The sequence below is a fragment of the Paenibacillus sp. FSL M7-0802 genome (genome assembly GCF_038004945.1).
GTDB classification, from domain to species: Bacteria; Bacillota; Bacilli; order Paenibacillales; family Paenibacillaceae; genus Paenibacillus; species Paenibacillus polymyxa_B.
On the sequence record NZ_JBBOSD010000001.1, the window covers coordinates 1,418,202 to 1,444,670 of the forward strand.

At 49.5% G+C, this 26,469-nt stretch carries 9 protein-coding genes; all 9 read right to left on the minus strand.

Annotated features, from left to right (window positions below; all coding sequences use genetic code 11):
* Nucleotides 1–2: 2 nt before the first annotated feature.
* The 9 genes from MHB54_RS06960 to uvrA all read right to left on the minus strand — a co-directional run bounded on the left by MHB54_RS06960 (nt 3) and on the right by uvrA (nt 26,450).
* A complete protein-coding gene (locus tag MHB54_RS06960) occupies nt 3–4,037 on the minus strand; it encodes an SDR family NAD(P)-dependent oxidoreductase (RefSeq protein WP_340981486.1) in 4,035 nt (1,344 codons plus the stop codon).
* A 3-nt stretch (nt 4,038–4,040) separates the two neighbouring features.
* Nucleotides 4,041–6,065: a non-ribosomal peptide synthetase gene (locus MHB54_RS06965; RefSeq protein ID WP_028543126.1), complete on the minus strand. Its 2,025-nt coding sequence runs from the start codon at nt 6,063–6,065 to the stop codon at nt 4,041–4,043.
* A 5-nt stretch (nt 6,066–6,070) separates the two neighbouring features.
* Nucleotides 6,071–7,282: a pyridoxal phosphate-dependent aminotransferase gene (locus MHB54_RS06970; protein ID WP_028543127.1), complete on the minus strand. Its 1,212-nt coding sequence runs from the start codon at nt 7,280–7,282 to the stop codon at nt 6,071–6,073.
* Nucleotides 7,283–7,313: 31 nt separating this feature from the next.
* Nucleotides 7,314–12,233: a condensation domain-containing protein gene (locus tag MHB54_RS06975; RefSeq protein WP_264454070.1), complete on the minus strand. Its 4,920-nt coding sequence runs from the start codon at nt 12,231–12,233 to the stop codon at nt 7,314–7,316.
* Entirely contained in the window at nt 12,230–19,852 is a 7,623-nt protein-coding gene (locus tag MHB54_RS06980) for an amino acid adenylation domain-containing protein (RefSeq protein WP_264454071.1), read from the minus strand. The genes MHB54_RS06975 and MHB54_RS06980 overlap by 4 nt, the downstream gene beginning before the upstream one ends.
* A gap of 83 nt (nt 19,853–19,935) precedes the next feature.
* Nucleotides 19,936–21,084 carry an archaeosine biosynthesis radical SAM protein RaSEA gene (locus MHB54_RS06985; protein ID WP_028543130.1) on the minus strand — a complete coding sequence of 383 codons (1,149 nt, stop codon included), beginning with the start codon at nt 21,082–21,084 and terminating at the stop codon, nt 19,936–19,938.
* Between the two features lie 2 nt (nt 21,085–21,086).
* Nucleotides 21,087–22,493, minus strand: coding sequence for a condensation domain-containing protein (locus MHB54_RS06990; protein ID WP_264454072.1), 1,407 nt, complete (start codon nt 22,491–22,493; stop codon nt 21,087–21,089).
* Nucleotides 22,494–22,506: 13 nt separating this feature from the next.
* Nucleotides 22,507–23,538: a class I SAM-dependent methyltransferase gene (locus MHB54_RS06995; protein WP_160789180.1), complete on the minus strand. Its 1,032-nt coding sequence runs from the start codon at nt 23,536–23,538 to the stop codon at nt 22,507–22,509.
* Entirely contained in the window at nt 23,535–26,450 is a 2,916-nt protein-coding gene (uvrA, locus tag MHB54_RS07000) for an excinuclease ABC subunit UvrA (protein WP_023987391.1), read from the minus strand. The genes MHB54_RS06995 and uvrA overlap by 4 nt, the downstream gene beginning before the upstream one ends.
* Between the last annotated feature and the right edge of the window lie 19 nt (nt 26,451–26,469).

A 26,469-nucleotide genomic window follows, 5' to 3' on the forward strand; every position in this document is an offset into this window, starting at 1 on the left:
CTTTATTGTTCAGCCTCAGCAAAATGACGTGGTAATACCGGAATGATATCGGATTCCTCGAAATCGACACGATTGGATTCATCTATCCAGCTTCCCAGCCCGGCCACCGTTGGCTCCTGAAAAAAGACCTGAATCGGTACATCTATGGCCAGCTGGTCTTTAATTTTAGCAATGACACTCATCAGCATCAGCGAATCTCCATTTTCAAAAAAGTCCTGGTGTATGCTAATTTCCTCATGCCCCAGTACCTCGCCCCAAATCTGACCTAGCTGCCGTTCTGTTTTCGAATACGCATCTCCATCACGGCCGATCAAGGTCACTTGAATGTGAGAGTTCATGTGCACTCCAGTGTCCGTAGCTTCCGACTTGGGCTGTAGCGTACGAAACAGCTCTTCCTCGAAGGAGACAAATTTAGCACCCAGCTTCACATTTCGCTGGATCATATCGTTCAGTGCCTCATTAGAGGTAATGAACTGCTTCAGCTCTTGATAGGACTCCAGCAGATGACTGTAGGCTTCAGATTCTTGATCGTTGTGCCCCTGCGCTTGCTCTGTAATTTCTTTTGTTAAGTCTGGGGAAAAGCGAACCTTGAGCAGCGTCAACACTTGAGCCAGCTCCTGGCTGCGAATGTTGGCAATGACCGTTTGGGTCAGTTTATATTGCAAAAGCCGATCAAACAGCTTGCCATAGTCCTCCGACGAAATCGGCTGAGATAACATCCGTTGATCCATCAGCTCGTCCGATGTAGCCCCCATCTCCAGATGCGACCAGTTGATCGCCATCATCTCCATGCCACGACGGCTCTGATAGTGGGCATACTGATCCAGAAATGCATTTGCAGCAGCGTAGCTACCCAAGCCTACACCTCCCAGCTGCGAAGCCACTGACGAGAAAAGAATCCAGAAGTCCAGCGTTTGATCCTTAGTCACCTCGTTTAACACCCATGTTCCTATTACCTTGGCTCCCATGGTTCGCTGGAACCCCGCTGCATCCATCTGCTCCAGACGAATTTCCTCCAAATGCATCGCGGCATTCATGACCCCATGAATCGGGCCATAACGTGCATGCACATCATCCACGACCTTCTTCATTGCATCCAGATCCGTGATATCTGCCGCATAGTAGCTCACCTCGGAGCCGAGCTTTTCAATCTCCAACAGTCCACGGATTTTCTTCGTAATTTCAGAGGTATCCAGCCCCGCAGCTCGTTCCTGCCAGCTTTCCCGGTCCGGAAGCACAGTACGGTTCACCAGCACGAGCTTAACCTTCGCCTGCCGGGCAAGATAGCGGCAGGTTTCCAGTCCAACTGAACCGGCTCCCCCGGCAATCAGATAGACGCCACCCTCACGGATTGTAATCTTCCGATGTGGATGAGCTGTAAGCTGCATCCGTTCCAGCTGCTGCGTATACCGCTGACCGCTTCGCCATGCTGAACTTTGATCTGCTTCGTCCCGATCCAATTCCAGCATGATTTCCTGAGCAATGTCGGAATTGTCACGTCCGATCGTTTCTACATCCATACAGCTACAACGATGCTGACTATATTCCTGCGAGATGACCTTCATCAATCCCCACAGAGGCGCTTTTTCCGGGAACACATATGTATCCTCCGCTACGACCAGCTGTGCGTAGTTCGAGACGACTTTGATTTCCAACAGGCGATGAATCGAGCTTGCCTGAACAGCCTTCATCAAATAAAAAAGACTTAAAGCCCCTTGCTCCTGACTTTCATTCAAATCATCGAGTTGTCGCATGCGACTGCGAATTTCGGTGCAGGTCCACAAGTGGACGATACCGGAAAGCTCTGCTCCCCCTCGCGTCTCAACCTCGGTCACGGCTGCAAGCAGCCTGTTATAATCCTCCGCATAGCCGGGACGAATCTGATAATGGCTCGGATCTATGGCAGCATAATCAGATGCAGCCTCTACGATAATAGGTGTGAGTCCTTGATCCTTCATAAACTCGCTTAGTGAAGCAGCTACGCCTTCTTCATCCGCCAGAATAAGCCATGACTTGCTGGTAACCGACCGTTCTTGGGAGGCAGAAGCCGTCAACGGACTGGCTACCCAATTCAGTTCATAGAACCACTGGTCAACCTGCTTCTCCGGTACCGATCTCAAGGCTGGGGAATCTGCTACACGCTCCATCGCATGCTCCGGGATATAATCCACCCAATGTCGCTTGCCTGCAAATGGATATACAGGTAAAGGAACACGATGTCTTTGATCCAAATCATGCAGAGCTGTCCAATTGATCTCGCTACCTTGCATATATTCATCCACAACCCGATCTAGGCTGGTGTCAGGCTGTACCTTGAAGCTTTTCTCCTCACGGGTCGTTAGGCGGGTATAATATATCCCCTCTCCCGCTAAAGCTGGACGTGCAGCTTCATCTGCATTTGCAAATCGCTCCAGCCCTTCCCTTAACTCTTCAAGACTTGTAGCTACAATCGCAAGCCGATAAGCATAGTGCCCCCGTCCCTGATTGCTTGTAAAACAAATATCTGGCAGCGCATGAGCCGTGCGATCCAAAAACGTACGATAACGGTCAACCAAAGCATCAAAGGAAGCTTTACTCTTGGAAGACAACGTAAATACATACGGTACGTTTTCTCCACTGGCGGACTGGCTCTGCTCGTCCTGCTCATATTCCTCCAATATGACATGACAGTTAGTTCCTGCTAGACCAAAAGCACTTACTCCTGCCCGCCGTGGCACTCCTGCCTCCGTCTCCCATGGAACCAACTCTGTATTCACATACACAGGCGATTCAATGAAATTAATGTGCGGATTCGGCTCGTTAAAATGGAGGGTTGCCGGAATCTCCTTCTTTTGCAATAACAGCACTGTTTTGATTAGACCTGCAATACCGGCTGCGGTGTCCAGATGACCTATGTTCGTTTTCACCGCGCCCAAGGCACAAAAATGCCGCTTGTCCGTGTAGCTGCGGAAGGCGTTGGTAATGCCTTCAATCTCAATTGGGTCACCTAGACGAGTTCCTGTACCGTGAGCCTCAATGTAGGTTACCGTTTCCGGAGAGATACCCGCATTACGCCAAGCTTCCTTCATTAGCTCCGTCTGAGCCAAGGCACTTGGCGCGGTAATGCCGTTGGACTTTCCGTCCGAATTCATGGAGCTGCCTTTAATGACAGCGTAGATATGGTCCCGATCCTTTTTAGCCTTTTCCAGCGTCTTCAGTACGATGACCCCGAATCCCTCGCCCCATACCGTCCCATTCGCTGCGGCATCGAAGGTGCGCGCAACAGAGTCGGGAGAAGCAATGCCGATATCGACCAGCCCTTCATCTACAGGAAACAGGGTCAGGTTCAGCCCGCCGGCTACAGCCATGTCACAATCGCCAGTAATCAGTCCTTTGACCGCATGATGCACAGCAGCCAAAGATGCCGAGCAGGCGGTATCAATCAGATGGCTGCCGCTGGCGAGATTCAGCAAGTAGGCCACCCGACTGGCTACGACTGAAATGGTATTGCCGGGTAAGGCATACGGCTCCATGTTCTGAATCAGTTGCAAGTAATCGGCATCCGTATCCCCTACGTATACCCCGGTTCGTGAGCCGTACAATTCCTTTTCGGCATAGCCGGCATCCTCCAGTGCTTCCCAGGTAACTTCAAGGAAAATGCGCTGCAAAGGGTCCATACACCGGGCTTCTGCGGGAGTAATGTTAAAATATTCCGCATCAAAACGATCAATATGGTCCAAATAGGCTCCTCTGCGATACTTGATCTCCGGCGCATATCGTTTACCTTTAAAATAGTCCCGAATAGGCCGGTCCACATCAGCCTTGCGGCTTTCCGGGAAGTCCCTCACGGCATCCATGCCGTTCACGAGATTATCCCAAAACTCATCTGTTCCATTTGCGCCCGGAAAACGACAGGCCATCCCAACAACGGCAATATCATCAACCTTCACCGTTTTGGACTCATTTTCGAATAGCTCTTTTAGCATCGGCAGAGCTTCTATCTTGGAGAGATGTTTTGCAGCAACCTGACCTAGCAAATACTTCTGAACCCGTTTCATATGTTATCCCTCCTTCAGATGGTCCAGCGCCCGTATAGACTCGCTTACATCCAGTGAGCCATCTTCAATTTGATCCAGCAGGCTCATAAGATCCTGATCCAGCTGTTCGTCATCCTTGGACTGATTTTCAAAGTGATTCATATACGCTGCAATCGTAGGATAGGAAAACAGCTCGGCTACTGTTGCCTCACTGCCCAGTGCGTGCTTCATCTTTCGATGAAGCCGAACAATCGAGATGGAATTGCCGCCGATTTCAAAAAAGCTGTCATGGATGCCGACGTCCTCCGGGCTTATATTTAAAATTCCGGCCCAGATTTTCGTCAGCATATGCTCTCTTTCATTGCGAGGCGCCACATATGCGGTTGAACGGTGAACTCGGCCCTCCGGCTGTGGCAGATTTTTGCGATCAATCTTCCCGTTCGGAGTTAACGGCATCTCCAGCAGTTCCATGAAAAATCCCGGAATCATATACTCAGGTAATATTTCACGCAAGTGTGTTGTCAGATCATCCACTTCGAGCCCTTTTTCCAGCGAAGTAAAATAACATAAGAGATTGGTTACACCAAACTCATCAGTTTGGGCAATCACAGCGGTTTCCTTGATCCCTGGAAAAACGGATACGGCCCGCTCCACTTCTTTGAGTTCTACGCGATACCCCCGCACCTGTACCTGATCATCCTTGCGGCCGCTATACTCTAGAATGCCATCCGGCCGTAACAGGCCCAAATCACCTGTACGATATAGCCTTTCTCCTGTTTTGGGATGCTGAGTAAAAGCCTTGGCAGTTGCTTCTGCCTTATTCCAGTACCCCTCCGTCAGACCAATCCCGCCGATGCATATTTCGCCTTTGACCTCAAAGGGGCACAATTGCCCCTCCTTGTCCAAAATATAAACATGCGTGTTCGCAAGGGGCCTTCCCAACGGAATGCTCAATTCGCCCTCTGCCGGAAATGCGTCAATCAGGTAACAGGTTGCATAAATAGCCGACTCGGTCATACCGTAAATGTTGGCAATCTTGGCTTGCTGGAATGTGCTGTACCAGTCCCGCACCCCATTGACGAGCAAGGCTTCGCCTCCATTGAATACCCATTTAAGTTCCGGTAGCGGTTGATCCGTCTCTTCGGTCGGAACCGCATCCAGAAAGAGACTCATCTGGGCCGGAACGAACTGGGTAATGGTAATCTTGTCATCCCGTAGCTGTTCATATAGCCGTTGAGGATCTTTGACCGCATCCGAGCTGAATATAGACAGCTTGGCTCCGTATATCAGAGGCCAGAAGAATTCCCATACCGAATCGGTAAAACTGGCAGAAGTCTTCTGCGCAATCACATCTTCTGCGGTCAAACAAAAGGTGTCCTGCAACCAAAAGAGCGTATTCAGCACAGCTTTATGCGTCATCATGACTCCTTTGGGATCTCCCGTAGAGCCTGAGGTGTAAATCAAATACGCAAGATCATTTTCACCGGCAGGACAGGCCCATGAGCCCTGCTCCTGGCGCTCCCAATCCGACCGCTGATACACCTTCAGATGATCTGCTCGCATCTTCGTTTCGTCAAGACAAACAACCGTCGTCATGCTTTCCGGCAAATCTCCCAGCATCGTTTGCAGCTTGGCAGACTCGGTGATCAGCACACCGCAAGCACTGTCGCGCAGCATATATTGAATCCGCTTTTTCGGGTAGTCCGGGTCAATAGGCACGTAAGCTGCACCTGCTTTTAATACGCCGAAAACAGCCACTAAAAGCTCAATTCCCCGTTCCGCTACCACTGCTACCCGCTGGTTAGGCCGCACACCTGCTGCGTGCAGCAGGCGGGCCATTCGGTTCGCTTGTTCCTCCAATTGGGCATACGTAATGGAGGAGCCGTATTCATAAATAGCGGTTTGCTGTGGTGTGATTGCGACCTGACGGGCAAACAAATCAGGAATCGTAACATGATCCTCATAAAGCTTTGCAGTCTGATTCATCTCCGCAATGACGCGTTCCTCTTCTGCCGATAGAATTTCAAATGCATCAAAATCCAGATCCATAGGGTCTACTCCCGAACCGGAATTGCAGCAGATACAGCCGATTGACCTACCAAGCTGTTTGTGAAAAAGTCCACTAAGCGATCTATGCCTTCGTTGTATCGCGTTGTAGAGTAGGACAGGCGCAGCATTTTCGGCAATCCAAAATCAGAACCTGGCACAGTCGCCACTTGTTTGGCTCTCATAATTTGTTCAGCCAGCTCCAAACTCGTTTCGATGCCGTGCTCGTCCATGTACTTTTCACAATCGAGTGTGAAGTAAAAGCTACCTTGTGCAGGGATAGCACGTACGAGCGGAACCTCATTGAATCGCTCCACCGTATAATCCCGTCTTGCTTTATACAGGCTGACCAGCTGCTCAATCTCTTCGGGATGTGCCAATGCTTCCAATGCGCCAAATTGCACGACAGGGTCGGCTGTCAGCAATGTGTGATGCTGTATGACCGTGAGCGGTGTGACTAGCTCGTCAGGAACGATACAGTAGCCCACGCGCCGACTGTACATCCGGTACCCTTTGGAGAAAGCATTCGTTGTAATAAAGGCTGATTTGGTATCCTTCAGCTCCAGTACCGAAGTGCTTCGTTCATCAAAGCAAACATTGGCATAAATCTCATCATTAATGACCACTGCCTGACCGTTGATAATTTCATCAATGGCATACAGCTCGTCTTTCGTTAAGATGTTGCCTAGCGGATTACCAGGCGAATTAATGACTACAATTCTGGTTTTATCCGTGAAATTTTCCTTAAAGGAATCCAGATCCAGTGCCAACGTCTCCAAATTGATATCATAGTAGCGAACATTCGCCCCTACCAATTGGGCGCAAAAATGATACAGAGAATAGTACGGACGCGGTAAAAGAACCTCATCCCCCTCTTTTGCCAGCAAATAAAACAGATTTCGGAATAAGGCGCTGGTGCCTACATTAATCAGGATATTGTTAGGGTTAATGTCCAGATCATATGTTTTCTTGTATTCCTCCGCGAGCGCTTCCTTTAATTCCGGCAAGCCCGGCGGAAATACAAGCGAGCTTTTTTCAAAGGTGTCCAACGCATCCTTCATCGACTGAATGATATCCTCATGCAAAGGTAGCTCGGATTTTCCCAAGGTCATTCGAATGACCTCTTTGGAGCCGTTTTTCTCAAATTCATAAGCCATTTGATCCAGAACGAACATTAAAAACCGATTGTCATAAAATTCAATAGATGATCTTAATTCCATTTGTAATTGCCTCCTTTGAATGAACCGCACGTTAATGGGATACCTTAGACAGATTGGACACACTACTAGCAATGGTCTTGATTATTTTGTGATACCTTTCCAGCATAGAGTGGACATAGGAAGATTCCAGCAAAGCGGTATTCCACCTCAGGGAACAGGTCAGTCCGGTTGTTGATTTCACGACTGACAGTTGCAGTGCTGCTGGCTCTGAGGGGTATACACGCAATCCCACTTCCCCTCCCTCGGGTAAAGATCTCGTTCCATCCTCTGTGCAAAAGACGACGTTATAACGTGATGAACCCTCCCTCCCGCTCTTCAACTCATTAGGGTCCAGCAGCAAATGAAACGGATATAAAACAGCTTGAAGCGCAGCTTGATGTTTGTCCTTCACTTTTTCTAGCAAAGGATTAAACGACGAAAGCCCCTCCATCGAAACTCTGACTGGCACAGGATGCTGGATACATAAAGGTACTCCGCTGCCCTGAACTGGATGTCCTTCGGGATGCATGACATAGATCAAAAGCTCCTCCGCATGCGTTAATTGCCGCAGCAGCAGGAAATAACAGGCGAATAGAACGTCCGTAACAGAACCTTCATGACTGGAGGCAAAAGCTTTTAGAGCTTCAGTCTCCTCTGTGGCGAGAGGCACTTCAATAGAAGTCCACTCGGGTGTTACAAAAGCTTCTTCCCCGCGTTTGAACGGCAATCCGATCGGAGGAAGCGGCTTTTGCAGTGCCTCAGTCCAATACGCCTTTTGAGGCTCCAAATATCCTTCCTGCAGCAACCGTTGTTGCCAATAAGTAAAATCAATCTGCGAGATGGACTGAAATATGTGGTCTGTATCCACTGCCGAATCCGTAACAGCAGCGGAATAGCGAATAAACAGTTGTTCCAGCCAACCTTTCAGATCGAGGCACTCCGTTAGTAATGGATGAACAGCGACGATCAATTGGCATCGTTCGTTGCTGTCACAACCCAAGCGTATCCGGTACAGCGGACCTTGTCGTAACTCGAACGGGTTTTGATACTCCACAGCCACACGGTGTTCCGCCCAAGAAGCTGCATCCCCCTCTATTACATCTGTGAATTTGTAATCCAACGGAAGATACGCCTGCACCTGCTGAGTCGGCCCAGCTGTCTCTTCCCTGAAGGTTGTTCTGAGCGTGCTGTGTTCGGCTTGCAGTTCTTCCAGCACTCTGGCAAATAACGTTTGATCCACCTTGCCTTTCCACGTTGCATGAACGATCACATTATTAGTTGATCCTCGATGTCGCCATATCTGCTTTTGATAAAAAGACAAAGGGTGCTGCTCAGCCTCCGGTGCCGGGCAAATCGCAGGAAGCGCAAAAGTAGAGTCCTTTCCCTGCCGTTTCTGTTTCATCTTCTCCGCTTCCTCAGGTGAAAAAATCCGGTACTCCGCTAAAGCTTGCTCAGGCTGGTCCACAATCTGGTCGATCAGGCTGAGCAAATGTCCTGCCAGCGCAGTGATCGTCTGTTCGTGAAACAAACGGGAGTAATACTCAAAGGTACATTTCAGTTCCCCTTGCATTCCCTGAAAAATGTCGAGCTTTAAATCCATGGTTGAACTGTGCTTGGCCCAGTCCACCATGTTTAGCGTTAAATCTCCCATCGTAAATTGGGTTTTCTGCATCCCCTGATTATGTAAAATAAGCATGGTGTCAAAAATAGGGTTGCGTGAAAGATCGCGCTTCTGATCCAGATGCTCCACAATCTTTTCAAATGGATAATCCTGATGATCATACGCGGCTATGGTGCGATGAGCCACCTCCTTTAAGAAGTCCGTAAAGCGCCGCTCACCCGCTGGAGTATTACGAATAGGTAAGTAGTTGGTAAAGAGTCCTATCGTATGCTCTACACCCGCATAACGTCTGCCGGCAATGAGAGAGCCTACAATGACATCCTCCTGCCCTGTGTATTGATAAAGCAGCACATTGTATACAGCAAGAAGCGTCATATACAGCGTAGCGCCATGCTCCTGTCCCATCGCTCGCAAGCGTTCAGCGACCACTTTGTCAATCGTGAACGAGTACACCCCCCCTTCAAAAGTCATCACAGGCGGTCGGGGATAGTCACTGGGCATTTTCAGAACAGGCAATCCTGACTCCAGTCCTTCCGTTAACGTCCTCAGCCAAAATTGCTCCTGCTGCAGCATCTGCTCACTTTGCAGAAAAGCATTTTGCCATACCGCATAGTCCTTATATTGGATACGCAGCGGCGGCAGGTCCTGTCCGGCATAAAGACTGGTAAATTCCCGAATGAGGATCTCCATGGAAACGCCATCCGAAACAATATGATGCATATCAAACATCAGCAAATGCTTGTCCTCTTCATCACATTCCTCCGTTAGTCGCAGCAAGCGTACCCGAAGTAAAGGAGCCTCTCCCAGGGAAAACGGCTGGACAAATTCCTCCATCAGCTTTTGCACATCTGCTCCCTTTGGAGCCACTCCCAGTGATATAGCAAGCTCAGCCTGCGGAAGAACACTTTGCACAATTTCATCCTCCGCAACATCAAACACCGTCCGAAAGGATTCATGGCGACGAATGATCGCAGCAAAAGCACCTTTAAAGCGTTCCACATCCAAGCGTCCCGTGATCGTAGCCGCTCCGGGCATGTTGTAACTCAAATTGCCTTCTGCCAGCTGCTTCAAAATAAACTGACGGCGCTGCGCATTGGATACGGGATAAAATGCTTGTGGAGACACAGGTTCAATGGACTGGTAATCCGATTTTTTTTCGTCTGAAATAAGCTGGGCCAGCTCACGAATGCAGGGATGTCCAAACAAATCAACCAATGTAATTCGCGTATGGAATACCTGGCTTATGGCAGTAATCAGATCTGTTGCCAGCAGAGAATCCCCGCCTAGTTCGAAGAAATCCGCATCCACAGACAGTTCGTCAATCCCTAAAATTCGGCCCCAGATACGTGCCAGCCTGTCTTCTGTTTCCGTCGGAACATATCCGTCACCAAAGGAAACGCGTGCTTCGCTATAAGCTGACACCTGTTCATCGCGTTTGCTGCTTCTACGTTGGATCGGCGGCTCCACCCAATATCGTTGCTTCTCCCAAGCGTATGCAGGCAAGGGTACTTTGACACACCCACCTGCCGGATAATCCTCCGCCCAGCGCCTGTTCTCCCCGGCAACATATCGCCGGGCAATCATCGGGGCATCATCTGTATCCAGCGCCATTTCTACCAGGGACTCGCTGCACATGGAACAGAAAATCCCCTGCTGCTCCAGCCCTGTTCCATCCTGACGAACCAAAGCATCATAAGCCTGTTTGAGCTTTGTCCAAAGGCTGCGTCGATCCGTGACCGGAATCGCCAGCCGATAAGCATGATGCTCTCTGCCCGTATTCAGGACGTAACAGATATTTTCCAAAGGCGGAATATCGTCATTCTCCAAAAAATCAATATATCGGGCAGCCAATCTTCGCAGTGAATTCTCACTGTATGCCGAAAGGGTAAATACACGCTCCCCACCGCAGGGTAGATCGGAGGACGAAGAAAGGGAGGGCCTGCTTCCCTGATAATCCTCCAGCACCACATGACAATTTGTACCGCTTAACCCCCATGAACTGATACCCGCCCTCAGTGGTATTCCGTCCTCACTTCGCCATTCGGTTAGCTTCGTATGGATATAGACCGGAGAGCTATGCAGGTTCATCAACGGATTCGGATAAGCAAAATGCAGGGTGGGCGGAAGCTGCTTATGCTGTAAAGCCATGATCATTTTGATTAATCCTGCCATGCCTGAAGCGGAATCAAGATGACCGATATTGCTTTTGACCGAGCCGATACCGCAAAATTGTCTGTTTTGCGTATACCTGCGAAAGGCATTCGTAATCCCCTTAATTTCAATCGGATCTCCAATTTTGGTCCCCGTTCCATGGGCCTCGATGTAAGAGATCGTGGAAGGGTCAATGCCCGCACGCTTCCACGCCTCTACAATCACTTCTTCCTGAGCTCGGGCATTCGGGGAGGCCAATCCGTTGGAGGCACCATCCTGATTGATGGCACTTGCTTTAATCACGGAGTAAATATAATCGTGATCCCTCTCGGCTTGCTCCAGTGGCTTGATCAGAACAACACCACAACCTTCGCCCCATCCCGTACCGTCGGCATCCGCGTCGAAGCTGCGTGATTGTCCTTGCGGAGAAGTAATCCCCAGCCCGCCCGGCTCCATCCTGGTGGGTAACGCACCAATGGCTACCCCACCCACCAAAGCCATGCTGCAATCTCCAGCGCGTAATCCCTCACATGCAAGATGCAAGGCAACCAGGGAAGACGAGCAGGCGGTGGCTACACTCAATGCAGGACCGGACAGATTCAGCGCATAAGCGAGACGGCTTGCGATAACTGGCGGGAAATTCCCGACAAAGGCGGTGGACGACTCGCTTTCGATCAGCTCCTTGTATCGCGCTTCACTATAGCCGACATATACCCCCACTCGTGAGCCACGAATGCGTTCACCACCATATCCTGCGTCCTCAATGGCCTCATAACCGGTTTCCATGAACATACGCTGCTGCGGGTCCATATATTTGGCTTCACCCGGAAGAATATTAAAAAATGCCGCGTCAAACGTATCAGCTTCCTCCAAATAGCCTGCCGGCATATATGGCCCTTGATTCTGTTCATCCAAAAAGGGACGAATCTGCTCCAAACGTGAGCTTGGAAACGTTCGTATCCCATTCAAACCGTTGACCAGATTACTCCAATATTGTTCCTTGTTATCTGCTTGCGGGAACCGTCCGGCTACGCCGATAATGGCTATATCCCTGTTGCGGTTTATTCCATCGTGGGCTGCGGACGATGAAGCAGTTTTGAGCCGAACCTGATATTGCTTGATCAGAGAATACGCATGCTCTTCGGATAATTCCTGTTTGGCTACAAGCTGCAAAATGGCTTCAACAAACGTATCCCTCATATGCTTTCATATCCTTTCATAGCTTCATCCACTGAAATAGCGTCCTCCTTTACACGCTTGATCAGGCTTCGTAAATCCTCGTCCGCTTCGTCCGCGCCGGAAACTTCGACCTGTAAGTGCGGTGCTACGTCCGTCACTTCTCTTGTGCTGGCAGCATGCCTGTTTTCCATAAACTGCGCCAGCTGCGCAACTGTACCGTACGAGAACAAATCCCCGGCCTCCACTTCGGGATCAACCCGTTCATTCAGAAGACTCAGCACTTTCAAAATAAGCAAGGAATCCCCGCCGATTTCAAAAAAATGTTGACCTACATCAATTTCCTCGTATCCCAGCACCTCTGCCCATATTTGAGCGATCTGCTGTTCCAGTTCTGTGTAAGGCTCTGTTGTTTTCCCTTTCAGACTGACCTTCACATCTGTCACCGAACGGTTAGGCTCTACAGATGACAGTGCTCCTGCTTCCTTGGTGGATTTAGCTACAGCTCGGCGTCGACTCGTCAACATATCCGGCGCAAGCTGAATTTTCATCATCGGCGCCCATTCACGGAGCTTCTGTGTATCAAACTTGCCGATGGCCACCTGATCCAGCGGATAAGACAAGCTCATGCGGAAAGCAGCCAGCGCATCTGATACAGGCATATAGTCCATGCACCCTGGTCCAGTGAGTCCCTCCCACGCATACCAGTTGATCGCAAGCGTCGTTTGCCCCTGCATGTTACGCTGTGCGCTGAAGGCATCCATAAACACATTGGCAGCCGCATAATCTCCACCGCCAGCTCCGCCCCATAGCGAGGCTACCGAGGAGTACAGAACAAAGAAATCTGTCTCTTGCTCCGCCAGAAGCTTATCCAATACCAGCGTTCCGTGAATTTTGGGGCGAAGCACCTTGCGAAAATCAACCAAATTCTGAATCTCCAGCGGACGACTGGTGTCGCCGCTAGCTGCCGCACAATGAACAACTCCCTTAACGGGGCCATAACGAGCTTGTACATCGTCAAAAATGTGTTGCATCTGCCTATAATCAGCCACATCTCCCGCGTAATAATGCACCTTTGAGCCGTGTTTTTCCATGTCTGCAAAGGCCGAAAGCTTACGGTAAATTACGGTATCAGCCTTCCTTTGCACCGGATCATTTATGATGTGTGACCATTGCGATTTTTCCGGCAGCTCCGTTCGGTTCAGGATGACTAGATGGATCGGAGCTTGCTCGGATAAATACCGGCTAACCTCCAGTCCTAATCCCCCTGCGCCTCCAGTCACGATATATACGGCACCCGGACGAACGGTGATGGAACGCCGGGGTGGAATACCCGGATGATTCCGATTATCTGGAGTGCTTACCGTATCCGATTCGAGACGAGACATACCTTGGATGTAACGCTCCTGACGGATGACAACGAATGAATCCGTTTTGTTTTCTTGCAGCTCGGTCATGATCAGATCCGCCACTTGCTCGTTGGTGTGGTGGAGCGTTTCGACATCCAGTCCGAAGCATTGCAATTGTGGATGCTCCTGAGAAATAACTTTGACCAAACCGTGAATCGCCGCTTTTTCAGGTGATACTTGTTGCTCGTCCGATATCCGCTGGGTAAAGTTCGAAACCACCCGCAAGTCCAGCGTTTCATGCAGACCCTGATGAAGTAATGCTTTAGTCAGAAAATAAAGACTATAGACACCTGACTCCAAACCTGCATCCACTGTTTCAATGTTCACTTGGGTTGACGGGGTGGCTGTGCAGGTCCAGAGATGAACGATACCGTTCAAGCGCTGATTACGTTGTCCCAGTTCATTCATGAGTTGAATATAATCTGCTTCTACACCCGGCTGGATGGTGTACTGATGATCGTTCCGTTTTTCAAACCTTTGCCCAGCCTCTACAGTCACCACATGATGACCGGAGCGCGTCAAGCGTTGCACCAGTTCCTCACCAATCCCCAGCTTGTCTTGGAAGATTAACCAGTTTCCTTGAGCTAGCACGCCTTCTCTTGTCTTCTTCAGTTCTTTTTTAATCCACCGAACACGGTACATTAAATCTTCAACCCTGCTCACTTGTTCTTGCTCGCTCATTCGACCGATAATCAGCGCGGTTTCAGCCTCGGCACGGTTTGGCAAATGCATAGGAAAGGTTCGTACCTCCGTGAATCGCTCCTCCTTCAACAACTGCCCCCATGTTTCCGTCGGAACCAGCGGAGAATCCTTCCGTATGTCCTGATCCTCGAACAGCCACCATCCCTCCGTCATGCCCCAGACGAGATTTTCCGCAGGCTCGTTCTGCACTTTTTCGATCATAAACAGGGCTCCACCGGGAGCAAGCACCTTTTTCAACTGGGACAAGGACGTTCGCAAATGGCTCGTGGCATGAACTACATTCAGGCCAATAATGATATCAAACTGTTCTGGCGCAAAGCCTTGTGCCAAAGGATCTTCTTCAATATTAAAAGTCTGATATCGAACAAACGGGTAGGCTGCAAACTGCTTTTGCGCTTCCAAAATGATGCCCCGGCCCAAATCGGTGTAGCAATACTCGACTTGACGATTTGCTATGGCTGGGAAAAGAACCTTGCCCACCGTTCCCGAGCCAGCCCCGACTTCCAGAATGCGGAGCCGTTTTCCCGCTTGCGCTAAAATATGCTGCTTTAATGCGTCCAGCGCCATCGTCTCACACAGATCGCCCAGCGTACGTCCCTGATTGGCAAAGCCCGCCAGGAATTGCGATGTACCATCGGGAAACAGCACACTCAGGGGTGACCTTTTCCCGGTCAGCACAGCCGGATAGGCGTCCAGACAATACTTCAACACCTTGAATGTTCCCGTAAATGCCGGATATTGTTCCACGTATTGGTTACATAAGGCCGACAGATCGGGAGCTAACCCTTCAAGGGTTAGCGTGATATTATCACCGTCAATGCAGATGTAGCCCTGTTCTTCTACGAAACGCAGCATGAACCGAAATAGACGCTGATATGTGGAAGTAATCCCTATCGTATGCAACATTTCTGACTCTTTATATACTTTTCCGGGTTCCGTGAGCGTCCCCCATTGTCTGAATAATCCGATAATAAGCTGGGCCGCAAATTCATCAACCGCCTTTTTATAGCCCTGTACTACCGCAAAGCCGCTCTCTTCCAATAACCGTTCACCAAATTGGAAAACCGCCTCGGTAGCCTGCCAGAAGTCAGGAGCTTCCTCCTGCGTGTCAGGGGTCAATTCCGCACTGTTTCGTACATGCGGTGGTTGCTGAACTTTGGGTTCAACCCAGTAGCGCTTCTCTTCAAACGGGTAGCCTGGAAGAGGGACTCGCACCCGGTTTTGTCCGTGATAATAGTCCTCCCACTCCAGCTCCCTTCCTTGCATATACGCCTTTGCCATATGCTCCAGCGATTCCGCAGGCTGTACCCTATACGGCTCAGGGCTGTTCCCTGTTTTTGCTGTCGTATTTACGTATATTCGTTCGCGATCCGGTAATGCCGAAGCTGCATCATGATCGCTCTGCTCCACGAACAGCATGAGCTTACGCCGTAATTCTTCCTGCGAGTTGACGACGGTAGCCAAACGGCAGGTGTCGTTTCCACGGCTGATATTGGTACAGTAACAAATGTCTGCCAAAGCTTCGTTGGTATTTCCCAGATAAGCTGCAAACCTGTCGGCATAAGCGTAGAGCGCTTGTTCAGTCCGAGCTGACAAGGTGAATACATATTCCTCGCCCAGAGAAGGAACTTCTCTTTGGATCGCATATTCCTCCAGCACAACATGGCAGTTCGTTCCGCTCAAGCCAAAGGAGCTTACCCCCGCACGACGAATTCCGCAGTCTGGCGTCCATTCCTGAAGTGACCGAGCAAAATAAACCGGAGAATTTGCAAAATCAATATGTGGGTTAGGCACTTTAAAATGAAGGGATGCCGGAATCTCACGCTTGGTGATGGCCAGCACTGCTTTTATAAACCCGGCAATCCCTGCCGCTGAATCCAGATGCCCGATATTGCTTTTGACGGAGCCTACCGCACAGAACTGCTTACGATCTGTATACCGTCCAAAAGCCCGTGTAATGCCCTCCATTTCAATAGGATCACCTAGCTTGGTGCCTGTTCCGTGCGTTTCGATATAAGAAACCGTCTGCGGATCAATCTCCGCACGCTTCCAGGCCTCTTCAATCACTTCAGCCTGCGCTGCCGCATTGGGAGCTGTGATCCCGTTGGAGCGACCATCCGAGTTAGCTGCGCTTCCTTTGATTACTGCGTAAATATAATCACCATCAGCCACCGCCTGCTCCAGTGACTTCAGTACAACAGCGCCAACCCCTTCGCCACCGCCTGTACCATCTGCCGATGCGTCGTACGCCTTCGTCTTTCCATCAGGTGAGGCGATTCCCATATTGAAGAGATTTTCATCCACCATCGACAGATACAGATTGACACCACCAGCTACAGCCATTTCACAACCGCCGGACGTTATCTCCTGTACCGCATGATGCACGGCGATGAGTGAAGAGGAACAGGCTGTATCAACAACCTCCGCCGGGCCTGTCCAATTGAAGGCATAAGCAATCCGTCCGGCAATCACAGCCTGCAAATTCCCCGGAATTGCGGAAGGCTCTACCTGTGGCATAAGGTCCACATATTGCGGTGTGCCTGTCCCTACGAACACTCCTGTCTTCGAGCCATACACCTCTTTTTCCGAGTATCCCGCATTCACCATCGCTTCCCATACAACCTGCAACAGTAGACGCTGCTGCGGGTCCATCATCCGTGCTTCATTAGGGGATATTTGAAAAAACGATGCATCAAAGCCATCAATTCGATCCAGATATGCCCCTTGCGGCAACGATCTTGACTGCCCGACTACATCATCTGAACTCTGAGCAATATCCTGTAACCGATGGGCCGGAATGTTGCGGACGGCATCCACCTCGCGACACAGATTGTCCCAGAAGTCATCGCAATTGTCCGCCATAGGGAAACGGCAAGCCATGCCAATCACAGCAACATCACCGTTTCGCCCCTTGCTTCCAAGCTCAGGTCTGTGGGTATGTAGTCGTTTTGTTTCCGTTTTGCGAAGGGCTTCGGTAGGTTGCTCTACACCGCCGAACTGAATGATTTTAGCCTGCATGGCGATCGTATGATGTGTAAAGAGCTGCGGAATCGTCAGCTGAACTTTCAGCAGATGGTGGATTCTGCTTTGCAGTCGCACGATAGACAACGAATTTCCACCTGCTTCAAAAAAACTTTCCTCCACACTAACGACAGGTACGACCAGCAGCTTCTTCCAGATCTCCGCCAGCTGTTCTTCCAGCTCATTACGTGGTGCCACATATGCACGGGTTTCGGTAATTACAATCTGGTGCAGAGGCAACGCTTTTTTATCCACCTTGCCGTTCACTGTGACGGGCATGGACTCCAAGCAGACGATATGAGCCGGGACCATATAGCCCGGTACATGCTGCTTCAAGTACGACTGGACATCGCTCGTTCCGACCGGAGATTCTTGCCTGGCTCCCGATTTTTTCAAGGTATAAAAGGCAGCAAGATCCTCGGTTCGTTCCTCTGATCCATGCGGAATGACCACGGCTTCTTTGATGGACGGATGACTTCTGAGAACAGACTCAATCTCCCCCAGCTCCACACGCATCCCCCGGATCTTAACCTGATCATCGGACCTGCCGACAAACTCCAGATTGCCGTCAGACAGCCATCTCACCAGATCGCCTGTTTTATACATCCGTTCTGTTTCGGTCCCAAACGGATTCGGCACAAAGCGTTCTGCCGTCAAGCGTGGATTGTATAAGTATCCGCGCGCCAGTCCAGCGCCAGCGATGAACAGCTCTCCAGTAGCTCCGAAGGGCAGCAAGCGTTGCTGTGGATCCAGAACGTATACCTGATAATTCAGCAGAGGCTTACCTATGGGTAATGTTGCTCGCTGCTCTACAGGCAGACATTCATACAGAGTTGTATTAATAGCCGCTTCCGTCGGGCCGTAAATGTTGAGCAGCTTGTCTATGTTCAGCTTATCGCGTAATTGCTGTACCAGCTCGCCGCTGCAAACCTCACCTGCCACCATGATAAAAGCAAAGTGATGTTCGATATCTGTCACCTGTTCCAACAGCACTTCCATCAGTGAAGGTACGGTATTCAACACGTTAATCCGTTCCTTCCGTACCAGTCCCCAAAAGGCGCTTGGATCGGTTTTGGCTTCTTTCGGAATCAGATACAGTGTCCCGCCTGTAGCTAACGGTAAAAAAATCTGCTGCACAGAGGGATCGAATGTGAACGGAGCCATCAAAACATGTCTCAACTGTTCATGGAAGTCATAGCTGCGTTTCAGTCCAGCCAATTGATTGACAATATGACGATGCTCTATCACCACCCCTTTAGGCGCTCCCGTCGAGCCTGATGTGTATATGACATACGCTGTATGATCAGGTCTACCCTCAAACGGTAGATTGGACGGCTCCCCCGCATATAATGCAGGATTGGATAGATCGAGCACTGTTCCTTGAAAAGCATGGGTATCCACATGCTGTGGAGGCGAGATCAACAACTCCATCCGACTATCCGTTAAAAGCTGCTGTACCCGCTCTACTGGAAACGTCGGATCTATCGGACAATACGCCGCTCCAGCCTTTAATACCGCTAAGATGGCAATGATGACCTCCGTCGTCGGCTCAGCCATGATGCCCACGATATCATCCGATCCCACTCCGTGACGTTGTAAAGTACGGGCCAACTGATTTGCCTTCGCATTTAGCTCTCTATAGCTAATGCGATACCCTGCCTCGACCACAGCAGCTTGTTCAGGCGTTGTCATCACCTGTTCTTCGAACAATTGATGCAGCAAGGTCACACCCGGCAGCTCTACAGCCGTCTGATTTAATCCATGTACCAGAAGCTCTCGTTGCTGTGGAGCCAGCATATTTGCCGCATCATCCTCCAGAGAGACCGCCGATTTCTCAGGCCATTGAGCCAGAACATACAGCAAATTTGCAGCAAAGGATTGGACTAGGGACAACGAATACACCTCAGGCCGATAAACCAGTTGCAGCATTCGACCTTCTTCGTTTGGTACAAGCCTGATCATCAGATCGAACCGATCCAGGCCCTCAGTCACCGTTTGTAATCCCTCATCCACACATGCCAGTTGCCACAGTTCTTGCAGTTCTTTCCCGTGAAGAGATGTCCATTTGTTATAGAGAAGGGGCACAGAAACATCCTGATGATTCAGCGTTCGAGAAAACTCGGCCTTCATGTCTTCGTTAAGCTCACGCCAGGTTCGGCTTCCCTGAACCCGCGGCTTGAGAAAAAGTACATTTCCCCGCTTGGGTTCGGACTGTATAAGCGTCGTCGTGCCGATACAAATATCCTCTGACTGCGAATAGCGATAGACCAGCCCTGACAGCGCCGTCAGGAACAAAATAAAACGTCCCAATTCCGAGCCCTTCGACATTTGATCCAATTGACGAATCGTTTCCCTGGGAATAACCATTTCGAGCGTTTCCTTGCGAGCCTCCAGCTGATGGTTAGACTTGCTTCTGCTTGCAGGCAGTAACTCCCTCGGCAGGTCTTGAGACCATTTTTCCATCCAATATTCTTCAATGATCCGGCCTTTCAAATGTGTACTTTTGTCCATACACACTCCCCTCTCTGTCAACCGTTCCAGGCCTTCATGAGCTGACGAATCTACCATATCTTCCAGTTGATAATCTCAATGAATCACTTAATTAATTCACTATTCAAAATGCTCAGTCTTTCCTCAAAAGGAGGATGCACGTGATTCAGTTCCTTCTTCCATTCAGCCTTGCAGCTGCAATCCAGATGGTCCAGAACGCTCGGATCAAGAGTGTGATTATACTCCTTCAACGCCTCCATTACTCGATCACTGCAATGCGGACAATTGTAAGGCACCCCGACAGGAGAAGGATAGAATTGGAACAAACCGACGATGATCTTGCCCAAATGCGCCGTCCGTTTTACCACCTCAACGATGCTCCAGAGCCATGCCGGTTTATAGGCGCCCTGGTCACTTAAATATTGCACCAGTGTATAATCCTGTACGGTACAGCTTTCCAGTGAAACGGTCGTCGTACCGAGCTCAAAAGCATGCTCAATCGTTTGTACGGCATGTTCGATAGCCTCTTGTTCCGTAATAAAGGGCGGCTTCAGCAACACATAGCTGCGTAAATTCAGCTCCTGGGTCACCAAGCGGGCGGCCTTATCAAATTGCTTTAAGGAAAAGCCTTTGTTTATGCATACATACCGCAAAAAGTCGTCAATCATTTCGAGCCCCATGGCAACTTCCACATGCTTATCCGGTAAAAGGCGCTTAATTTCCGCCATATTTTCTTTCGTTACAAATTCGGGTCTGGTTTCGATGACCAGCATTTTGATCTCAGGCTTTTCTCCAACCATGCGTATGATTTCCCACAGCGCTTCAGCCGGAACTTCATTGTCGTTGAGAATGGAGCCGTTATTATATAGATTGAGTAAAGGATATTTGCTAAAATCAATCCGCTTAAATTCCTCACTAAATTGCTCCAAATAATAATGGGCAGAGAGAGGGCCGTCTTTACGTGTTTGCTTGGCCAAATGACCGCACATGGTGCAGCCATTTCCGTTTTTCAGGGCCCACTCACATCCGTTAGACATTAAATACATGACTGCGCGTTGATAGTTTTTTCCCTGAAAGTTTTCCTCACGAATATCCGTTTCTGTAGCTACTTTGTCCAAATGATACTGTTCATCTGGAATTTTAGCGTGAATCTCCTTCATTAGATTGGCGATGAGTCGGTAATAGTGGGCGGTTTCTTTCGTGGTCATCCATTGATAGGAATCCATTTGTTCCCAAGCTTTTGGCTTCTTCATCTTCATACACTCCTTTTCAAAGTATCCGGGCTATAGTCAAATTCAATCGCCCAAACCTCTTCCAGTCTCTTTTCCATCTCCGTCAAGGAGTGAATATTCTGAATGGCACAATCTCTTTCTGTAACGATCAGCCTGAGCAAAGCAACATAACGTTCACATAACAGTTCAATCGCGGACGGCTCATATTTTGAGGGCTGATACATGATTTGGATGGCTGTTTGCTCCATTTGATGAATGCTCACCAGAAGTGAATAATCCGTTACGCTATGGCCAGAAAAGGATTCCAAGTTCAATTCACTCTGTTGATTGATCTCCAGCGGATAATTTTCAATCACAAGCAACGTATCAAAAAGACGCTCTGTGCTTCTGAAATTGCCGTAAGACTGTATATCCACAAGCGGTGTTGTTTCGTAGGGCTGTCTCGCTACGCTGGCTTGCTGAATATCGAGCAAGGCTTGTTGCAGCGTATCTCCATTGCCTGACTGTAACCGTACAGGAACCGTGTTCATCAAAAGCCCCACTACCCGTTCAATTCCAGGCAGGCTGCTGGAGCGGCCAGATACCGTCGTGCCGAAAAGCACATCCTGACGTCTGCTGACCTTTTGCAGCAGAATACCCCAGGCCGCTGTAAAAAGGGTACCTACTGTCACGGATTCTTCCTTCGCAACAGCTTCAAGCCCCCTCACCAGCTCCGATTGCAAAACATACGATTCGCAAGCCGTATCGCTTATTTCTGAGCTAGAAATTGTATCGGGTAAACACAGGGGCTGAACCTCATATCCAGTCAGGTAAGCTTGCCAAAATGCCTTGCTTCCGCTTCTATCCTGCGTACCAAGCCATTTCACGTACTCTCCAAAACGCGGCTTGGCTAATCGTTCTGGCTCCCGGCCTGCACGCAGCGCATCATATGCCCGGATAAACTCACCCAGCACAATGCCATTACTCCAGCCATCCATCACAATATGGTGGTTGCTGACCATCATGATATGACGATCATGTGCCAGCCTAAACACCGTAATCCGCAGTAGGGGGCCCTCGGACAGGTCAAATCCTACAGCACGGTCTGCCTCGCGCAGCTCCTGTAGTACCGTCTCTCGCTCCACCTCTTCCATTTCTGTGAGGTCATGGAAAGTGAAAGACAGGACGCGTCCTTTCAGGACAATCTGAACCGGGTTCTGGATCTTTTCCCAGCGGAATACGCTTCTCAGCACTTCATGCTGTTGAATCGTCCATTTCCACGCCTCACAGCAGACAGATAGATCAAGCTGACCCTGCAGCGTATAGCTGTATTGCTCAAAGTAAGCTCCTGTATCCTTGTCCCGTAAATAGTGGTAGAGCATTCCTTCCTGCATGGGAGTCAAACCAATGACATCCTCCACACGTGTTTTGTTCAATGGACGGTGGCTCATGGTTGTCTCCCCCTTACAATTGAATGATGGTGCCAATCCCATATGCGAACAGTCCCTCTTGCGGGTGACGAATAAACGGCTCTCGACAGCCCGTTGGGTCTACAAATTCCTCAAAGGAGGGATAACTTTGTTTCACTTCATCCCAGAAAACGCCAACATCATAACCTCTTCCCCACGTTTCAGGCCGCATGCTGATATCATGAAAAGCAATCATGCCGCCCGGTGCTACCAGCTCTTGATACATACGAAAATCCGAACTCACACCACCGTAGGAATGATCACCATCGATAAATAGAAGGTCAATCTGCCGGTCTCCTAAAACCTTTTTCAAGTCCTGTTTGGTGGAGCAGTGAAATGAACGGTCTCGAATAAAAGAAAACTGCTGTCCCGTGCTGCCAAAGCTGGAGTAGAGCTGTACCTCACTGTCATCCTGACCCCCTCCATACGGTCCACCCGGATAATCAATACTGACGAGCAACGCGTCTGGATCGGCCAGTTGACTCAGGCAATAAAACACACCGCCGCTGGCTGTCCCGATCTCAACGACTGTTTTAGGCTTTTGGCCTTTCACGACCTCCAGAAAACGACGCAGCTCATAGGGATTCTGAATGGCTGGAAAAACAGGTACATGCTCGGCGACACGCTCCAAAATAGCTCTTAACCGGATAGATTGCGGACTGGTCACGTCTTCTTGAAGATTTTCCGGGGAAAGCAGTTCGAATAACTCGGGCACGATGACCTTAGCCAAGAGTCCTTCCACATCAGGTTCATCTTCTCCGTCCAGTAGCCATGCTTCTGGCAGCCGAGGAAGCTTGTCCTCAGGATTTTCGCCTTTTTCAATGGCTGCTTTGAGAAGATTTGCCTGTTCCCGTGTTAGCTTCACATACCCAGGCTTCCATGTATGAATGAGTATAAAATCCCCCTTTACCTTGATGTGATCCAAGCCAAACTTGTGCACCCATGGCAGATCGTTGTATCGCTTTTGCAGATAATAATTTAGGGGGCCTGTCGGGAGAATGCGTAAATGTTCCAATCTGTTGCTCATGCTCTCACCTCGTTCTCGTCGTAATCCATTCCTAAGTTACGTAAAAAAGATCCGGTATGGGAGTGCTCACAGGTCGCAACCTGCTCAGGCGTTCCAGCTGCCACTAGCTGTCCACCTCGGGTGCCCCCTTCAGGGCCAAGGTCTATCACATAATCTGCTGTTTTGATCAGATGCAGGTTATGTTCAATGATGAGTACGGTGTTGCCCTCATCCACGAGCTGTTGAAGGATAGTTAGCAGTCGCTGAATGTCGTCGGCATGCAAGCCTGTGGTCGGTTCATCCAAAATGTACAACAGGCTGCGCCCTTTTTTTAACTGACTTAGCTCCTCTACCAGCTTAATACGCTGGGCTTCCCCGCCAGATAATGTCGTGGCAGACTGACCCAGCTTCATATAACCAAGACCCAATTCGTTCATGAGCTTCAACTTGCCGTAAATATCCGGTTGGTCAGCGAAGAAAACAGCAGCTTCTTCAATGCTCATCTCCAATACATCCGCGATATTCTTCTCGTGATATGTAATTGCCAGTATATCCTCGCTGTAGCGTCTGCCCCGGCACGTTTCGCAAACCATTTCAACGTCAGACATAAACTGCATTTCAGTGACGATCACCCCGAGTCCTGAACAAACTTCACAGCGTCCACCCGGTGAATTGAAGCTAAAATGTGCACTCTTTCGTTGGAGCTGTCTAGCTATTTCTGTCCTGGCAAATAGTTTTCGAATAGCGTCAAACACCCCCACATAGGTAGCCGGAGTGGATCGCGGTGTCCGTCCAATTGGCTTCTGATCGATACAGATCACCTGATCAATCGACGCTTCTCCTTTCAGCTCTACATCGTGCTTCAGATATGCAGATTTACCCTCCAGGCGAGAACGTAATTTCCCATATATAACGTTATGAACCAGCGTGGTTTTCCCTGATCCTGATACCCCTGTAACACAAACTAAACAACCCAGTGGAATTCGTATATTCAGGTTCTGTAGATTGTTCTCCCTGGCTCCCAGCACCTCAAGATATTTCCCGTCACGCGCCTCTCTTCGTTGGGTGGGAACAGGAATACCTCGCTTGCCGCTCAAATATTGTCCTGTCAAAGACTTCGAATTGCTCATGACTTCTTCCACCGTACCCTGTGCTACAATTTCACCACCGAGCAATCCTGCGCCAGGCCCAATATCTACAAGATAATCCGCTTGGGCCATAATCTCTTCATCATGTTCGACGACCAAGATGGTATTTCCCAAATCCCGTAGTCTGTGAAGCATAGCTATCATTTTCCCGGTATCTTTCGGGTGTAATCCGACACTGGGTTCATCCAAAATGTAGATCATGCCCATCAGTCCTGAGCTTAGTTGGGTCGTCAAGCGTACGCGCTGTGATTCACCACCCGAGAGCAGGGTCACCGGACGGTTCAAATTTAAATAGTCCAGTCCCATATCCAGCAGCAGCGTCAAACGAGTCTTGATTTCCTGTAAAATGGGCTGGGCCACAGCCGCAAGACTCTCGAAAACTTGAGGTGCCATTCGCAGTAGTTCATCACAGCCTGCATACAGCTCAACCAACGGCATGTTCGAAAAATCGCGGATCGTTTTGTCCCCCACACGATATAGCAGTCGTTCTGCCTTCAAACGTGCTCCTCCGCAGCTCGGACATACTTGTTCCCGCATCACTTCCTTGTCTTCCGCTTTCATGGCGCTCATTTCATCCTTGGCATTAGCGTTAAAGCGCTCATAAATAAGATTCACAATACCTGCAAATCTTTCGTGCATCAGCTTGCCACCTGTAGCAGGATTCTCAATTGCAATCTTTTCCCCTTGAGTACCGTATAGCACAGCGTATAACGCCTCATCTGGCAGATCCTTTACCGCCGTGCTCAGTTCAAAATGATATCGGGTCGCTAGTCCCTCCAAAATTTTTCGATTTTTATGAAATTTCTCTTGCTCACATTGCCAGCCAAGTAGCTGAATCGCTCCTTCAGCTAGACTTTTGGATCGATCAGGAATCACACGTTCCAGATCTACTTCATAATGAGTGCCCAGTCCTGTACAAGTCGGACAAGCACCCAAAGGACTATTCGACGAGAAAGCCCCTGCCGAAATTTCACTCGCCACCATACCACAACAGGAGCAGCCAAAATTCAGATTACATACGAATCGTTTATCAACCACAGGTCGAATTTGAATCCAGCCATCTCCTAAATCCAGTGCTTTATCCACCATAGCTTGAATATCTTTGCGTTGCTCCACGGAAGCTGAAATCGTAATTCTGCCAACCAGTACCTCCAGCTGACTGTCTCCTTTTCCTAGACGTACGGCCTGTGGAGACCTACCGGAAAACAAAGCTTCTGCTTGCTCTATATCCAGCATTTTTTGATTCCAGCTTAATTGGGTGTAGCCTTTTTTTTGTATTTCCTTCAGCAACGCGACAGGCCCTTCATGTGGCATGGAAAGGATCGGCGCATAGATTTCTATTGAAGCATCAGGTGAGCATTGGAGTACCTGCTCCGTGATTTTTTTCCTTGTCTGCACAGGCAGTGCTTCCTGACAGTAGGGACAAACCGCCCGACTTGTTCGTGAAAACAACAACCGGACAAAAGAGGAGATTTCGGTCAATGTACCCACGGTTGACCTCGGGTTGCGCGAGACCGTCTTTTGCTCCATCGCAATTGCCGGAGACAACCCTTCGATCAAGTCCACATCCGCCTCTTCCGTTTTTCGCAAACCCATTCGTTCATATGCGGACAGCGACTCCATTAAGCGTCGTCGCCCTTCCGCATATAGTGTATTGAAGACAAGCGATGATTTACCCGAGCCGCTAACTCCCGTGAAAACAACCAGTTGATCTCGCGGAATCCGCAAGGAGATATTTTTCAGGTTGTGCTGTCTTGCACCTTTGACAACAATGTAGTTTTGCATGCTAAGCCCACACTTTTTC